The sequence below is a fragment of the Streptococcus mitis genome (genome assembly GCF_026782865.1).
Taxonomy (GTDB): domain Bacteria; phylum Bacillota; class Bacilli; order Lactobacillales; family Streptococcaceae; genus Streptococcus; species Streptococcus mitis_CG.
Map to the genome: position 1 here is coordinate 163,342 of NZ_JAKUXK010000004.1, position 16,972 is coordinate 180,313.

Consider the following 16,972-nt stretch of genomic DNA (forward strand, 5'->3'; position numbering starts at 1 on the left):
ACTGTAAATTATCATAAGTAACAGTAAATCTATACTCTATTTTGAAATTTATTTCATTAGGGTTTATTTATTCCATTTTTCCCATTTTTTTGATATAATAAATTTAGTGTTTTTTCAAAGGAGAATACTATGCATTTTAATCAATTCAGCTATCTAGCATTTTCTAGTTCGCAATTGTTAAATGAATTGGAAAAGCTAGGGCTAAATCTAACACCACATCTGCCTTCAAAAAAGCAGTTTGAACACTTCATTCGTTGGAGTTTTTTTACTTACTCCAATACCGACTATGCTCTATCTACAATCTCGATAGATAAGGACACTGACTTTCTGACTTTTTGTCAGTCAGACAGAGAGTTGACTGCAGATATTTTCTATACTGTAGCCTTTCAACTCTTAGGTTTTTCTTACTTGGTTGACTTTGAAGACAGTGATGTTTTTCGTAAAGAGACTGGTTTTCCCATTGTATATGGTGACTTGATTGAAAATTTCTATCAGTTACTCAATACTCGCACCAAAAAGGGGAACACTCTTATCGACCAACTTGTCAGTGACGGTCTTATTCCTGAGGATAATGACTATCACTACTTTAACGGCAAGAGTTTAGCTACTTTTTCTAGCCATGATGTCATTCGTGAAGTTGTTTACGTTGAGACTCGTGTCGATACTAACCAAAAAGGGCTACCAGACCTAGTCAAGGTCAGCATTATTCGTCCTCGTTATGAAGGGCAAATCCCTGCTATCATGACTGCAAGTCCCTATCATCAGGGAACAAATGATAAGGCTAGTGACAAGGCTCTATACAAGATGGAGGGTGAGCTTGAAGTAAAACCTGCTCACAAGATCGAGCTAGAGGAACCTCAACTCAATCTCGTCCAACCTAAAGGTCAAGCTGATCTAGTGTCAGAAGCTGAAGAAAAGCTGACACACATCAACGCTAGCTATACACTCAACGACTACTTCCTTCCACGAGGGTTTGCTAATCTCTATGTCTCAGGTGTTGGTACCAAAGACTCCACTGGTTTCATGACTAATGGGGACTACCAGCAAATCGAAGCCTATAAAAATGTCATTGATTGGCTCAATGGTCGTTGCCGAGCCTTCACTGACCACACGCGCCTGCGTCAAGTCAAGGCTGACTGGTCAAATGGAAAAGTTGCCACAACTGGACTTTCCTATCTAGGTACCATGTCCAATGGTCTTGCAACTACAGGAGTCGATGGGTTAGAAGTCATTATTGCCGAGGCAGGCATTTCTTCATGGTACAATTACTATCGTGAAAACGGTCTGGTGACTAGCCCAGGTGGATATCCAGGGGAGGACTTTGACTCTCTTGCTGAACTAACCTACTCTCGTAATCTCTTGGCTGGCGACTATATTCGTAGTAACGAAGCTCACCAAGCTGATTTAGAAAAAGTAAAAGAGCAACTGGATCGCAAGTCTGGTGACTACAATCAGTTTTGGCATGACCGCAACTATCTTCTCAATGCCCATAAGGTAAAAGCAGAGGTTGTCTTTACTCATGGTTCTCAGGATTGGAATGTCAAACCACTTCATGTTTACCAGATGTTTCATGCTCTTCCTGATTATATTAATAAGCATCTCTTTTTCCATAATGGTGCCCATGTTTATATGAACAATTGGCAGTCCATTGACTTTCGTGAATCCATGAATGCCTTATTGACTAAGAAATTATTGGGGCTAGATATAGATTTTCAACTTCCAACCGTTATCTGGCAGGACAATACCGCTCCTCATACTTGGCAGATTCTTTCTGATTTCGGTAATCAAGAAAGCTCAGAAACCTTCGCACTTGGTCAAGAAGAGCAAGTTATTCAAAACCAGTACTTAGATAAGGATTTTGATCGTTATGGTAAGACATACCAATCCTTCAATACAGAACTCTATCAAGGGAAAGCCAATCAAATCACCATTGACCTTCCTGTGACCAAAGATCTTCACTTGAACGGTCGAGCTCAGCTCAATCTTCGTATCAAATCCAGCACAAACAAGGGGCTCTTATCTGCCCAATTACTGGAACATGGTCAAAAGAAATACCTACAACCTTATCCAGCTGTTTTAAGTGCTAGAACCATTGACAATGGTCGCTACCACATGTTGGAAAATCTATGTGAATTACCATTTAGACCAAATGCACAACGAGTCGTGACAAAAGGCTATCTCAATTTGCAAAATAGAAATGATTTACTGTTAGTAGAGGATATTACTGCAGATGAATGGATGGATATCCAGTTTGAACTGCAACCGACTATTTACAAGTTAAAAGAAGGAGACACTCTCCGTTTAGTCCTCTATACTACTGACTTTGAAATCACCATACGTGACAACACCGCTTACCACCTAACTGTTGATCTTGAACAGTCTACTCTTATCCTACCTTGTCAAAAGGTATAATATATCAGACTGTTCAATATGGAACTATTTCCACTTGAACAGTCTAAGGAAACATAAACTTAGTATCAAATTCACTCTCAAAGAAGGACTTGTGATAAGCCCATAACTGGAGTTTGAACAAAAGATACCGCCCCATAACCAACATGTGTGACCCTCTATCATACACGCTACCACACCACATGTTGGTCAATCTCTGTGAATTGACATTTAGTATAAATTCACAACAAGCCGTGACAAATGCTACCAAAATTGAATGATTCACTGTTAGTAGAGAACAACCATGCTGATGAAGGAATAGACAGCCAATTCATCTGTACCCAACTAGTGACAAGTTAAAAGAAGGAGATTTTCTCCGTATAGTTCTTTATACTACTGACTTTAAAATCATCATACGTGACAATACCGCTTACCACCCGACTGACGATCTCGTTCAGTCCACGCTTTCTGTACCTTGTACAAGGAGTAATATTTTATGAACAAATCCGAACACCGACACCAACTCATACGAGCTCTTGTAACGAAAAACAAGATCCATACTCAAGCTGAGCTACAAGCTCTTCTTGCCGATAATGATATTCAAGTTACACAAGCTACACTTTCGAGAGATATTAAAAGTATGAACCTCTCAAAAGTACGAGAAGAAGACAATTCTTACTACGTGCTCAATACAGGTTCTATCTCAAAATGGGAAAAACGTCTCGAAATTTACATGGAAGATGCTCTTGTCTTGATGCGCCCAGTTCAACATCAAGTCCTGCTAAAAACCCTTCCTGGACTTGCTCAATCCTTTGGTTCTATCATTGATGCTTTGAGCTTCCCCGACGCTATCGCTACCCTCTGTGGCGATGATGTATGTCTTGTCATCTGTGAAGATGCAAAAGCTGCTCAAAAATGCTTTGAAGAACTGAAAAAATTCGCTCCACCATTTTTCTTTGAAGAATAAGAAAATTCCGTGTCTCATTTGACACGGAATCTTTTTATCTATTTTACTGAGGTGGATTGTCTTTTTTGGTTCGTGCCAATCTCAGAGCACGATTTGGATTGAGACGATTAAATAGTTCTTCCAATTTCTTTTCATTCCAAACGTCTGCAGCGGAAACAAAATTGCCATCCGCATCTCGGAAAGATATCGGTTTATCTCCCATATCAGTCTCCTAGTCTACAAATTCAAACTCAAATTTACCAATGCGGACCAAATCCCCATCTTTAGCTCCACGCGCACGAAGGGCTTCATCAACCCCCATACCACGTAATTGACGAGCAAATTTCATAACTGATTCGTCACGATCAAAGTTGGTCATATTGAAGAGTTTCATGAGTTTTTCACCAGAAAGTACCCACGTTGCATCGTCATCACGACTAATTTCAAAGGCTTTTTCTTCCTCGTCAAAGCCATAGTAAGCTTCTTCTTCCATATCTGACTCGTCGTAGAGCAAGAATTCTGGTGTCTTGTCTAACAATTCAGCTGTAGCATCCAAGAGCGTTGCCAGACCTTGCTTGGTCAAACCGGAAATTGGGAAGATAGCTGGTAGCTCTTCAAATTCATCGTAGTTTTCAGCCAATTTCTTCTTGAATTCTTCAAGATTTTCCTGACTTTCAGGCATATCCATCTTATTGGCTACGATAATCTGTGGACGCTCCATGAGACGAAGATTGTATGACTCCAGCTCTTTATTGATGGCAAGATAATCTTCATAAGGATCACGGCCTTCGCTAGCTGACATATCAATGATATGAAGGATAACACGTGTACGTTCAATGTGACGGAGGAACTGAGTTCCCAAACCGACACCCTGACTAGCCCCTTCAATCAAACCTGGTAAATCAGCTACTGCAAAGGAGTCACCTGATTGGGTACGAACCATACCTAGATTTGGCACAATAGTCGTAAAATGGTAGGCACCAATTTTAGGTTTAGCAGATGTGATAACACTTAAAAGGGTTGATTTCCCAACAGATGGGAATCCAACTAAACCAACATCAGCCAAGATTTTTAGTTCCAATTGTAACTCACGTTCCTGACCTGGTTCTCCATTTTCAGAGATTTCTGGTGCAGGATTTTTCGGTGTCGCAAAGCGGATATTTCCACGTCCACCACGACCACCGTGGGCTACAATAAATTCTTGTCCATGTTCAATCAAATCTGTTAAAACTTTGCCAGTCTCTGCATCACGGACAGTCGTACCTTGCGGCACTCGAACTCTGAGGTCCTCTGCACCACGACCATGCATCCCTTTGGTCATTCCTTTTTCACCAGAATCAGCCTTAAAATAGCGATTGTAGCGAAAATCCATCAAAGTACGTAACCCTTCATCTACAACAAAGACTACATTACCTCCACGACCACCATCACCACCCCAAGGACCACCATTAGGGACATATTTTTCACGGCGAAAGGCAACCATACCATCGCCGCCATTACCAGCCTTGACCTTAATCTTGGCTGTATCTAAAAACATACTCATTTTCTCTTCTCACTTTAAAAAAGGGCTGGGAAATACCCCAGTCAATAAATGTGCTCTAGTAGAAATTAGATTAAAACTTAAAACCTACTAAAAGCACCAAGCGCTGTGGCAAAAATCCCTGCCAAAGTTACAAACAACATTATTAGCACAACAATCAGTGTTAATTTTTCAAACATTGTTTTTTTACGTTTTCCATTATCTCCAAATGCCATTATTTTCTCCTTTTACTTTAATTTTTCTAATATTCTGTTGAAACTGGTGCAATTATCCATAAAATAATATAAGCTACAATTCCTGCCCCATAACAAAATGCAAGAACACCCCATATTACACGAACAATAGTCGGATCAATATCAAAATAATTTGCGACCCCAGCACACACTCCAGCAATTTTTTGATCACTACCACTTCTCATCAATTGTTTTTTCATTTCTTCTTCCTCTTTATCTATTATTTTACTTCATCTTTCCAATAATTTCTTATACTAGACAATTGTTTTTTAGAAGCCTTTAAGATACGTTTAGATTCTTTAACCGGAGTCATAACTACCTGTTGAGGCAAGTAGAGAACCGTTTTTAAAAAACGCTGACCAATTGGCTCGTCGTCAAGTAATTCTTGTTCGAAATTATTTGAAATAATAGCATCCAGATAAAATTCATGAACCCGTTTTCCAAAATTCTCAGCTGAAATCTCATATAATTTCTCTGATAAGGTATGCTCATTCATGTCTGGCGTTGCAATCAGGGCTTCTAAAATGGCTCCAGCCAAATCATGCTCACCGTAATACAAGATTCCAAACATCTTATCACTGATAAGATTGTCCAGATAAGGATTTCCATGTGCAATGACAGGTGTTCCACTGGCCAAGCTTTCCAAATATGTCAAACCTTGCGTTTCACTTGTCGATGCCGAGATGAAGAAATCTGCCGCCTTATAGTAAAGAGCGGTCTCACTGGGAGCAATCATCCCTGTAAAGATAACGGAATCTTGAATCTCTAGTTTTTTAGCTTGCTCTTTGAGGTCATCTAAATAAGGACCATCCCCAGCTACCACCAGTTTAACCTTGTCTTCCTCTTTCAGAACATCAGCAAAGGCTGCTAATGCTGCTTGAATATTTTTTTCATAGGAAATTCTGGAAAGACTAAGTAACATCTGTTCATCATCTTGAATTCCTAATTTACTACGTAGTTCTTTTAGATTTTCTTTCTTGATTTCTGGACGCTCAAACTTGGCTAATTCAATCCCAGTAGGAATGACCCGCTTTTCAACCTTAACTTTATAGTCAGATAGCAAGTCACGAACAATCTCACTCGGGCAAATAACCCCATCCACATCATGCAGGAAACCTCTAACCAGATACTTGACCATACTAGGACGAATCAACATCCCCTTGGCAATATAATGCACATAGTCTTCGTACTGGGTGTGATAGGTATGGATGACTGGAATCTTCAATTCACGCGCAATCCAAATACCCAACAGACCAAGAGAAAATTCTGTCTGAGTATGGATAATATCTAGCTGATACTGCTTAGCAATTTCAAGCGCCTTACTAAAGCCTCGATAGGCAAAGCGGCGATCCTTAAAAGCAAAGAAAGGAACACTTGGAATGCGGATGATTTGCCAATCTTCATAACGATTGACATCCTTATCTGTCGTCGTAAAGATAAAAACAGCATGTCCCTGATTTTCAAGTTCTGTTTTCAAGGTTCGAATACTGGTCGCAACACCAGAAACCTGAGGAAAATAGGTATCTGTAAATAAACCAATTCGCATAGATTACCTCACTTTTTATTTTCTCCCTAAAGCGGCTTGTTTCTCATAAAAGTCCAACCAGATTTGTAACAGATGCTCTTCAGAATACTCTCTGGAAATATTCTTAGCTTTTTCTTTCAAATCTTTTAAAGCAGCAGGATTTGCTTGATATTCTAAAATAGCCTCTTTCATCTCTTCTCTATCTGCTGTCGCCCGATAATTTCCCTCCAAAATCACCTTATAGAGATCCAAATCACGTAAAATGATAGGAGCCTCACAACTGGCAGCCTCTAAAATCGTCATAGGAAAGAGTTCATTATAACTGGGTAACAAGAAAAGGTTCGCTAGGGCATACAATTCGCGCATTTGCTCTGGGGACACAATACCCGGAAAAATTAAATTTTCAGGTGGATTATCCATAATTTTCTTGTAGCGTTCATAACCATCTGTCATACCACCAAAAGAGAAGCCACCCGCCCAGATAAAGGTAATCTGAGGCAATTCCTCAGCCAGACGGATAAAATCATCAATCCCTTTGCGTTTCTGAACTTGACCAGCACCTACTACGATAAACTGATTGTCACTAAGACCTAACTCTGTTCGCAGTCTCGCTACCTCTTCTTGTGGAAGTGGATGCCATTTTTCCTTATTGACAAAGTTAGGAATATAGGTCACTTTTTCACGTGGAATACCAGCTGCCACCAAATCCTCAATAAACATAGGATTAACAACAACCAAGTGCTCCATACGGTTGTAAAAAGAAAATACATAGCGTTTCACAATTCCCTTTAAGAAAAATGGAATTTTCAAGCTCCCCTCAAGTGTATCAGGCAAGAAATGTACATAGCCAATTTTCCTCCCTGAGCGTTTTTTTTGGAATGTTGATAAATAATAGGGGAAATCAATCGTATGAAAGTGAGTCACATCTGCCTCGATTGGAAGATTCTCTGTAACAATCAATTGGTCCTTGGCATCACGGTGAAGAAGACGAACTAATTCACGGTAGGCACCTGAAACTCCTTGTCCTGCTACTTTCTCACTTGAACTCAACATATTGATTCGTAATTTCTTTTTTTCCATAACTACTATTATATCATTTTCTTGGAATAAAATCAGCAAAAGAAAGGAGAGACTAGAGGAAAAGAGGGGGAAATTTCCTCGCTTTTCCAATAATCTCTCACATGTTTTTATAGGTTTACTTAATGCCTAGCGCAATGCGTGCATAGCGACTCATTTTTTCAACTGTCCAGGCTGGATACCAAACCAATTTGACCTCAGTATCCGTTACTTCTGGCACCTCGGTCATAGCATCATAAATCTGATCTGTCAGAAGGTCAGCTAGGGGACAACCCATAGTTGTCAAAGTCATATCAATCTCTGTTTGTCCTGTGTCGCCGTCAAAACGAATCTCATAGATCAAACCAAGATTGACAATATCGATTCCCAACTCAGGGTCAATAACTTCTTCCAAGGCTGATAAAATCCGTGTTTTGATGTTTTCAATTTGCTCTTCTGTATAAGCCATATTCATCCTCACTCTTAGTCTTCAATAAAATCACGAAGGGGTTTGCTGCGACTTGGTTGACGTAGTTTTCTCAAAGCCTTAGCTTCAATCTGACGGATACGCTCGCGAGTCACGTTAAAGACTTTACCTACATCTTCAAGGGTACGCATTTTTCCATCATCTAGTCCGAAACGGAGACGCAGAACATTTTCTTCACGGTCTGTAAGAGTATCCAAGACCTCATCCAACTGCTCACGCAAGACGATACGAGTCGTATAGTCCACTGGATTTTCAATCACTTCATCTTCAATAAAGTCTCCAAGATGGCTATCATCTTCTTCACCGATTGGTGTTTCAAGAGATACTGGTTCTTGGGCAATCTTCAAGATTTCACGAACCTTATCAGGAGTCATATCCATACGTTCAGCGATTTGTTCTGGCGTTGGATCTTGTCCCAATTCTTGAAGGAGATTACGCTGTTCACGAACCAATTTATTGATGGTCTCAACCATATGAACTGGGATACGAATGGTACGAGCTTGATCCGCAATAGCACGAGTGATAGCCTGACGAATCCACCAAGTTGCGTAAGTTGAGAACTTGAACCCTTTAGAATAGTCAAACTTGTCAACCGCCTTCATCAAGCCCATATTTCCTTCTTGAATCAAGTCAAGAAACTGCATACCACGACCAACATAGCGTTTGGCAATAGAAACAACCAAACGAAGATTGGCTTCCGCAAGGCGTTGTTTAGCTTCGATGTCACCCGCTTCAACAGCCAGTGCCAATTCTTTTTCCTCTTCATTGGTCAAGAGAGGAACGACTCCGATTTCTTTCAAGTACATACGAACAGGGTCATTGACCTTAGCCGAAGTTGAACCAATCAAGTCCTCATCGCTGAGTTCTGGCTCTTCTTCAGTACTAAGAACACGTGCACTTGGATTTCCTTCGTTATCTGTAATAGAAATCCCCGCATCCTGAATCCGTTGCAAGAGATTTTCAATCCCATCAGCATCTAAGGTAAAAGGAATAACCAGACTAGAATTAATATCATCATCTGTTGCAGTTCCTGTTTTCTTGTGATTACGTATAAAGTCCGCTACTTGTACGTCAAATGTTGTTACTTCTTTTTGTTTTGTTGCCATTATTACTCCATTCTTCTTTTTTGGGATATCAATCGTTGCAATTCTTCTAAGGCTGTATCTGTATCTCCTACATGACTAGCTTCCTGCACTTTCTTTTTAATCCTTAAATTGTCCTTACTGAGGAGGGCACGGTTTCGAGATTCTTCCACTTCCACTAGTTCCTGAGGTAACATTTCAGATGGTAAATCAAGAGCAAGCACTTGATACCAAGCAGTTTCAACTTCAGGTGACTGATGGGAGAGGTCCTCTGATCCGATTTTTCCCTGCTCACTTAATAATTCGTAAAGAATCTGAAATTCTGGGGTATCAAAGAAAAAATCATCTCGCAAACGATAATCATTCAAAATAACTGGATTCTCAGCCATCCTATAAAGGAGATGAGCTTCTGCTCTCATAACTGCTGTCAGTTGCCGAGTCACAGGTAAACTGATTGCTACTGGTGCAGGACGCTCCTTGACCCTCTCCTGCCTTTGGACAATCCGACTTTCATTTACAATCTGTTCCACCTGCTGATAATCAAAGGAAGGCAGGTTGTCCGCCAGAATGTGGATGTAAGAATTTTGGGCAGTGATAGACTTTTCTTTGGCGATTAAGGGGGCAATCTTTTCAATAAACTCAATTTGCGCCTGCAAGTTATCGCTATTTTCCGGCTTAAGTTGGTGAATATAAAATTCTATAGGACTAATCCGAGTCTTGGTTAAGAGATAAGCCAGGTCTTCAGCAGAATTCTTTTGTAAATACTCATCTGGGTCCATGGAATCAGGTACTCGGACAACTTCCACTGAGAAATCTTTTAATTCCTCCAACGCTTTTGCTGTTGCTGCCTGCCCTGCCTTATCACCATCGTAGCTGAGGACAATCTTTTTAGTAAAGTGTTTGAGATGGTCAACATGTTCCTTGCTCAGAGCCGTTCCCATAGAAGCTACAGCATTCTCTATACCAGCACGGTAGGCGGCGATAACATCCATAAAGCCTTCCATCAAATAGAGTTCTGGGATTTTACCAGTTCCTTTTTTAGCCTTGTCCAAATGATACAATTCATAACTCTTGTTAAAAATTGAAGTTGAGCGACTATTTTTATACTTGGCAGTCTGATTATCTGTTTCTTGCCAGATACGACCTGAAAAGGCAATAACCTGCCCCTTATCATTGGTCAAAGGAAAGATGATACGTCCGAAAAAAGTATCATAAAACTGATTACCGTCCGATAAGTAAAACAAGCCCGAATCCAGTAAATCCTTTTCCTCAAACTGATCAACCAGACGTTGATAGAGATAGGTTCTCTCTGCTGGAGCCAACCCAATCTGGAAGTGCTTCAGAACTTCGTCTGTCAACCCTCGCTTATATAGATAAGCCCTTGCTTCTTCTCCCATCTTGGTCGTCATGAGAATTGCATGGTAAAATCGTGCAGCTTCTTCATGCATATCATATAGAGTCTGATGAGGTGAAACCTGTTGAGGACGAGACGGGACAGGCATCGTTAATTGAATACCGACACGCTCTCCTAAGAGCTGAACGGCTTCTATGAAGGATACACCTTGGTATTCTTCGATGAACTTAAAGACGTCACCTGAGCGACCACAACCAAAACAGTGATAAAACTGCTTGTCTTCCACAACGTTGAAAGAAGGAGTCTTTTCACCATGAAAAGGACAGAGCCCTAGATAGTTCCGTCCTGCCTTTTGTAAAGAAATCACATCACCTATGACTTCCACAATGTTGGCATTGTTTTTGATTTCTTCAATGACTTGTTTGTCAACCATACACAATACCTCCATGTTATCATAGTTTACTTTATATAGTATACTTTATTTCAGAAAAAAAGTAAACCATTTCACTCATTTTCCCTACTTTATTCAAAGAGCTGATAATAATCAGAGATTTTCATCTTTGCCTTTTCTTCTTGGTTCAAATCTTGGATAATCCGTCCTTCTTTCATGACAATCAGACGATTACCATATTTGAGAGCATCTTCCATATGATGAGTAATCATAAGGGCTGTCAGCTGATCTTTCTTGACAAATTCATCTGTCAACTCCATGAGTGCGACACTTGTCTTTGGATCAAGGGCTGCAGTATGCTCATCTAATAGGAGTAATTCAGGTCGCTTCAAGGTTGCCATCAAGAGACTCAAAGCCTGTCTTTGTCCACCTGATAAAAACTCAATCGGTGTATTCAAGTGTTTCTCAAGACCATTCCCTACTTTTTCAATGGTTGCCTGAAATTCATCCTTATAGCTAGTCAAGCGTCGGGGAAAGAGCCCCCGCTTTTCACCACGAAACTTGGCAATTAAAAGATTTTCAGCGACCGTCATACGAGGAGCGGTCCCCATCTTCGGATCTTGGAAGACACGAGACAGATACTTGGCTCTCTTTTCTGGTGAAAACTTGGTAACATCTTCACCTAAAATACGGATAGTTCCACTGGTTAGTGACAGGGTTCCTGCAATAGTGTTAAAGAGGGTTGATTTACCAGCACCATTTCCACCTAAAATCGTGATAAAGTCCTGTTCAAAAATTTCTAAGGAAACTTCATTTAAAATAATCTTTTCTTCATCAAAGCCATTTTTAACGACTTTGGTTGCATTTTTTAATTCTACAATTGCTGTCATTTGCTTAACTTGGCTCCTTTCAAGATTGTTTGCTTAAATGTTGGAATCATGAGACAGACTGCCAAAATCAAGGCACTGTATAAACGAAGGTAACTTGTATTAAAGCCAAGAGCGATAACTGCCCACACTAAGAATTGATAGGCGATAGAACCCACAACGATGGCAACCAGACGCTCTGCCAAGCTCAAACTCTTGAAGATAACTTCTCCAATAATCAAACTTGCAAGCCCCACAACGATAACCCCGATTCCTCGAGATACATCGGCATACCCTTCTTGCTGGGCAATGAGAGCACCTGCAAGGGCAATCACACCATTTGATAAGACCAAGCCCATAAGCTCCATGCGTCCAGTATGAATCCCGAAACTTCTAGCCATATCAGGATTGTCACCTGTAGCAATATAGGCTTGTCCGAGTTTAGTGTCCAAGAAAAAGAGCATGAGAACAATAACAAGACTGACAAAGATGAGACCTGTCAAGAGTTGGTTCAAGTCTGAATCAAAAGGTAAAACATCCTGAATTTGCTTAGTTCCAAGCAGTCCTAAGTTTGCACGTCCCATAATCAAGAGCATGATAGAGTGACAGGAAGTCATCACCAAAATCCCTGAGAGCAAAGTTGGGATCTTCCCTTTTGTATAAAGAAGTCCTGCTGCCATTCCAGCCAAACAACCTGCTCCTACAGCAACAAGTGTCGCTAAAAATGGGTTCACGCCTTTGGTTATCAAAGTGACAGCAACAGCTCCCCCAAGAGGGAAGGAACCTTCTGTTGTCATATCTGGAAAGTTCAAAATCCTAAATGTCATAAAGATTCCCAGACCTAAAATAGCCCAGACAAATCCTTGTGAAATAATAGATAATATCATCTGTTTCTTAACCTTTTCTATATGATTTTTATTGTAAAAAATTGGAGGAGATGTCCCCAACTCCTCCATTACAGATTATTCAATCACTTGTCCTGCTTCTTTTAAAACAGATTCAGGAATCGTAATACCTAGCTCTTGTGCCAATTTTTTGTTGATCACTGACTTACCAGTTGAAAAGACATTGACTGGAGTATCAGCCGGTTTTGCACCTTTCAAGACTTGCGCAATCATTTTACCTGTTGCCACTCCAAGATCATGTTGGTCAACTACAACTGATGCCAAGCCACCTGCTTCTACCATGGCAGTCGCGCTTGGATAAATTGGTTTTTTAGCTGATTGGTTGCTTGATACAACTGTTGAAAAGGCTGATGCAATGGTGTTATCAATTGGAACCCAGATAGCATCGACCTTGCTAGTCATAACGTTAACTGTTGAAGCAATTTCATTTGTTGAAGGAACAGCAAATGTTTCGACTGTCAAACCTGCTTTTTCAGCATAAGCCTTAAATTCTTCTACCTGTGTTTTTGAATTGTCTTCGCTGCTTGAGTAAAGAGCTCCAATTGTTTTCACATTTGGTGTCAAAGCTTTGATGAGTTCAACTTGTTGTTGAGCTGGGTTGTGGTCAGATACCCCTGTAATGTTGCCACCTGGTTTTTTCAAATCTTTGACCAAGTTAGCTCCGATTGGGTCTGTAATAGCGGCCATGATAACCGGTAGGTCTTTTGTTGCACTAGCCAATCCTTGAGCTGCTGGTGTTGCAATACCAACCACAAGGTCATTCCCATTTGCAACCAATTGTTTACTCATTGTCGCAACCTTACTTTGGTCACCTTCTGAGTTCATAAAATCGATTTTAACTTGGTCATCTTTATAACCTTCTTCTGCAAGTCCATCTTGAATTCCTTTATAAATCAAATCAAGAGATGGATGGCTCACAAACTGAAGGACACCAACTTTGGCAACTTTCTTCTCATTCTTAGCTTCTGGTTTATTCATTGAAGAGTAAATCAAGCTTCCTGCTACTAAGACTGCTAATGCAGCGATAATTCCAATTAAACGTTTATTTTTCATTCTATTTCTCCTTTTTATTTCCTTTAAAATGCTTCACTTATCTAAACAAGCGACGCCATCGTTTTCTTTCCATACTAACCTCCATCAAAAAAGTCCTCACACAAAAAACTTGTGTGAGGACGTCGATGCGCGGTACCACCTCAATTATAGGGAATTTCCCTATCGCTCTGTCTCGCAATAACGAGATGCACTGTAAGGTGTGCTCACCGAATTTTTATGATTTCAAATTCTAAATAACATCCAGCCCAATTTTCATCATCACCACTTATCTGTTTTCAGCTACCACAGACTCTCTAAAAAGTTTATATGATTACTTTTCTGAATGGTTAAATTATATCATTTTTCAACTACTTGTCAAGACTCTTTTAGCATTTTTTTGAAATATTCAAAAATTTCCCCTATGAAAAAGAGGAAGTTTAATAGGTATCAGCCTGAATTACGCAATCCGGTCGCAATTCCGTTGATGGTTGTATGGATTAATTTTTCTTGATCGCTTGATAATTCTCCTCGACGTTGACGTTTAATCAACTCCAACTGGATATAGTTGAGGATATTAAAGTAAGGCATACGGTAATCCAAACTCGCTTTTAGATATGGATTTTCAGCCAATAATTCGTCATAGCCTTCAATCTCTAGGATAACATTTTTCGTTAATTGCCATTCGTCTAAAATAGTATCATAAATAGCCTTCACTTGATCATCTTCACATAACTTAGCATATTCAAAAGCAATATTCATGTTGGATTTAGATAAGACCATATCGACATTTGAAAGAAGCGATTGGAAAAATGGCCAATTTTGATACATATCTCGTAAGATAGCGATATTCTCTGGATTTTTATCGATAAACTCCTTGAAGCTTGATCCGACACCATACCAGCCAGGGAACATGACACGACTTTGTGACCATGAGAAGACCCAAGGAATGGCACGCAAACCACCGATTTCAGTAATAGTCTTACGAGCGGCTGGACGAGAACCAATATTAAAACTGGAAATAGCCTTGATTGGACTTGACTCAAAGAAATAATCATAAAAATGGTCATTCCCAAAGACTAAGTCTCGATAAATGTCATAACTACGGTCCACTACTTGATCCATAATAGCCTCATAGCGATTTGAGGTATTAGTATCACTCTTCCATTGAGTAATCATACGGTTAATGGCTGCTGAAACCAACATTTCAAGGTTATAATAGGCAGCATCTTTGTTACCATATTTATTTCCAATTACTTCACCCTGCTCCGTCAAGCGGATGCGATCCTTGATGGACTTGAGCGGTTGAGAGGTAATAGCTTCATAGGTTGGTCCACCACCACGACCGACAGTCCCACCACGGCCGTGGAAGAAGGTAACCTTAACACCAAATTCATCTCCAATGGCAGTCAGTTGTTGTTGGGCCTTGTAGAGAGTCCAACATGATGATAGGTAGCCACCATCTTTATTACTATCAGAGTAACCAAGCATGATTTCTTGGTAGTTATTACGTGAAGCAATCCATTTCTTGGCAAGGGGAAGAGAAAGGTATTCTCTCATGGTTTCTTCTGAGTGGTCCAAGTCCTCGATTGTTTCAAAGAGAGGTACAATTTGAACACGGGCTCTTTCTTTATCAACTAGACCTACTTCTTTTAGTAAGATAGCCAATTCCAACATGTCTGATACGCTGGTTGCATGTGAAATGATGGTCTGACGAATGACATCATCCCCCAACTTATCTTTCAACTTACGAGCAGCCTTAAAGATTGCTAATTCTTTTTCAAGTAACTCTGATTTTTCAACATGAGTGGCAGAAAGAATACGTGGATCTTCCTCTAATTCTTTCAAGAGAAGCTGGCATTTTTCTTCTTCACTTAGTTCGCTATAATGAGAATGAATTCCTGCTGATTTCAAGAGTTCGGCCACACAAGCTTCATGAACACTAGAATCTTGACGCATGTCGATGGATGCCAAATAGAAACCAAAAATTTCAACTGCCTGAATCAGCTCAACAAAATCACCAGAAATTAGTGCTTCACCTTTATTTTCCAAGAGAGAATCACGGATGGTAATTAAATCTTTATAAAAATCATTAGCTGTTTCATAGCGAGCCCCAACTTCCTTATCCTCAATCAGATAGGTTTTTGTTGCTTTTATTTTTGATTGAATATCAAACAAGGCACGACGGTAAAGCTCTTTTTCACGGTAGATAGAGTTATCCTTAGATTGACGAGCCATTTCTCTGACTTGCTTGCTGACATTGACAATACTGGTTGAGAGGGAGAACTCACGATAAAGTTGGTAAATCTTTTCATCATAGTAATTCATGATGACTTCACACTGGGTCATAGCAGATTGTTTCAAGGTATCTGCAGTCACAAAGGGATTCCCATCACGGTCTCCACCAATCCACATTCCCATGGTAATTGGTTTAGGATGTTTTAACTCCAAGCCATGTTTTCTAGCCAAACGCTTGTACTCAGCAGTCAAATGAGGAACTGCCTTCAGGAATGAACTATTGTAGTATTCCATAACATTCGTGATTTCATTGGTCACTTTTAATTTCTTTTCACGAATCATGTCTGTCTGCATGATAATCTCAATATAACGACGGAGATCATTATGCCATTTTTCCTTATTAATCAAGCCTAATTTCACATCACGATACTTACGCAAGAGGGTATGGATATGGTTAGTCAAATCCAGCATGCTCTTACGTTGCACTTGTGTTGGATGGGCTGTCAAAACAGGGACAACATTCAAATGTTCTAAAATTTCAACCGCATTTTCTTTTTCTGCAACCATTTTAATCGTTGCTGATAATTTACCAAGATAATCTTGATCGATATTATTTTGATGGTTGATTTCATAGGCCAAATCCACGTCTTCTGAAATATTAATCAAAAGAGGCAAGATAGAGAAATAGCGTGAAATATAAGCCATTTCATCATTTGTCAGACTAGTAACTAATTGGTTTAAGCCTTGATAATCTTCTTGAGTTGACAATTCCTTCAACTGCATGATTTTATCAAAAGTCTCTGGGGCAAGCATGTTTTTAGTGATATCTTCTAACAATTCTGTTAAAATCAATACTTCTTCTTGCACAACAGCTTTATTACTATAGTTTTCTAATTTTTGAAGAGACATAAACTTTCCTTTCCATACAATCC

General features: G+C 39.8%; 15 protein-coding genes and 1 other annotated feature. Of the genes, 2 read left to right on the plus strand and 13 right to left on the minus strand.

The genetic code is table 11. The features are described from left to right. The first annotated feature begins 129 nt into the window (after window positions 1-129). Window positions 130-2,412, plus strand: coding sequence for a Xaa-Pro dipeptidyl-peptidase (locus tag MK482_RS02925; RefSeq protein ID WP_268717930.1), 2,283 nt, complete (start codon window positions 130-132; stop codon window positions 2,410-2,412). 472 nt (window positions 2,413-2,884) lie between these two features. After that, window positions 2,885-3,355: an arginine repressor gene (locus MK482_RS02930; RefSeq protein ID WP_268717931.1), complete on the plus strand. Its 471-nt coding sequence runs from the start codon at window positions 2,885-2,887 to the stop codon at window positions 3,353-3,355. Window positions 3,356-3,398: 43 nt separating this feature from the next. Here MK482_RS02930 and MK482_RS02935 read toward each other — a convergent pair whose 3' ends face one another. The 13 genes from MK482_RS02935 to ppc all read right to left on the minus strand — a co-directional run bounded on the left by MK482_RS02935 (window position 3,399) and on the right by ppc (window position 16,949). Further along, window positions 3,399-3,557, minus strand: a complete 159-nt coding sequence (locus tag MK482_RS02935) for a hypothetical protein (protein WP_125452158.1) — start codon at window positions 3,555-3,557, stop codon at window positions 3,399-3,401. A 9-nt stretch (window positions 3,558-3,566) separates the two neighbouring features. Further along, a complete protein-coding gene (gene obgE / locus MK482_RS02940; protein WP_268717932.1) occupies window positions 3,567-4,877 on the minus strand; it encodes a GTPase ObgE in 1,311 nt (436 codons plus the stop codon). 77 nt (window positions 4,878-4,954) lie between these two features. Next, window positions 4,955-5,089: a DUF4044 domain-containing protein gene (locus MK482_RS02945; RefSeq protein ID WP_084865070.1), complete on the minus strand. Its 135-nt coding sequence runs from the start codon at window positions 5,087-5,089 to the stop codon at window positions 4,955-4,957. Window positions 5,090-5,115: 26 nt separating this feature from the next. After that, entirely contained in the window at window positions 5,116-5,307 is a 192-nt protein-coding gene (locus tag MK482_RS02950) for a PspC domain-containing protein (RefSeq protein ID WP_185757320.1), read from the minus strand. Window positions 5,308-5,327: 20 nt separating this feature from the next. Next, window positions 5,328-6,653, minus strand: a complete 1,326-nt coding sequence (locus MK482_RS02955) for a glycosyltransferase family 4 protein (RefSeq protein ID WP_268717933.1) — start codon at window positions 6,651-6,653, stop codon at window positions 5,328-5,330. Window positions 6,654-6,668: 15 nt separating this feature from the next. Next, complete coding sequence (gene cpoA, locus MK482_RS02960; RefSeq protein WP_228113491.1) at window positions 6,669-7,712, minus strand: alpha-galactosylglucosyldiacylglycerol synthase; 1,044 nt, start codon at window positions 7,710-7,712, stop codon at window positions 6,669-6,671. A gap of 115 nt (window positions 7,713-7,827) precedes the next feature. Further along, complete coding sequence (locus MK482_RS02965) at window positions 7,828-8,157, minus strand: metal-sulfur cluster assembly factor (RefSeq protein ID WP_000331925.1); 330 nt, start codon at window positions 8,155-8,157, stop codon at window positions 7,828-7,830. Window positions 8,158-8,171: 14 nt separating this feature from the next. After that, the gene (gene rpoD / locus MK482_RS02970) at window positions 8,172-9,281 is read right to left on the minus strand and encodes an RNA polymerase sigma factor RpoD (protein WP_125452161.1); all 1,110 of its coding nucleotides are present in this window, start codon (window positions 9,279-9,281) and stop codon (window positions 8,172-8,174) included. 2 nt (window positions 9,282-9,283) lie between these two features. Continuing rightward, window positions 9,284-11,044, minus strand: coding sequence for a DNA primase (gene dnaG, locus MK482_RS02975; RefSeq protein ID WP_153219590.1), 1,761 nt, complete (start codon window positions 11,042-11,044; stop codon window positions 9,284-9,286). Between the two features lie 89 nt (window positions 11,045-11,133). Then, window positions 11,134-11,892 carry an ABC transporter ATP-binding protein gene (locus tag MK482_RS02980; RefSeq protein WP_153219591.1) on the minus strand — a complete coding sequence of 253 codons (759 nt, stop codon included), beginning with the start codon at window positions 11,890-11,892 and terminating at the stop codon, window positions 11,134-11,136. Then, window positions 11,889-12,755 (minus strand): ABC transporter permease, encoded by an 867-nt coding sequence (locus MK482_RS02985; RefSeq protein ID WP_153219592.1) that lies wholly within the window; start codon window positions 12,753-12,755, stop codon window positions 11,889-11,891. The genes MK482_RS02980 and MK482_RS02985 overlap by 4 nt, the downstream gene beginning before the upstream one ends. A 75-nt stretch (window positions 12,756-12,830) precedes the next feature. Continuing rightward, a complete protein-coding gene (trpX, locus tag MK482_RS02990) occupies window positions 12,831-13,826 on the minus strand; it encodes a tryptophan ABC transporter substrate-binding protein (RefSeq protein ID WP_000792150.1) in 996 nt (331 codons plus the stop codon). Window positions 13,827-13,938: 112 nt separating this feature from the next. Beyond that, window positions 13,939-14,156: a binding site (T-box leader), on the minus strand. A gap of 96 nt (window positions 14,157-14,252) precedes the next feature. Next, the gene (ppc, locus tag MK482_RS02995) at window positions 14,253-16,949 is read right to left on the minus strand and encodes a phosphoenolpyruvate carboxylase (protein ID WP_268717934.1); all 2,697 of its coding nucleotides are present in this window, start codon (window positions 16,947-16,949) and stop codon (window positions 14,253-14,255) included. Window positions 16,950-16,972 lie beyond the last annotated feature (23 nt).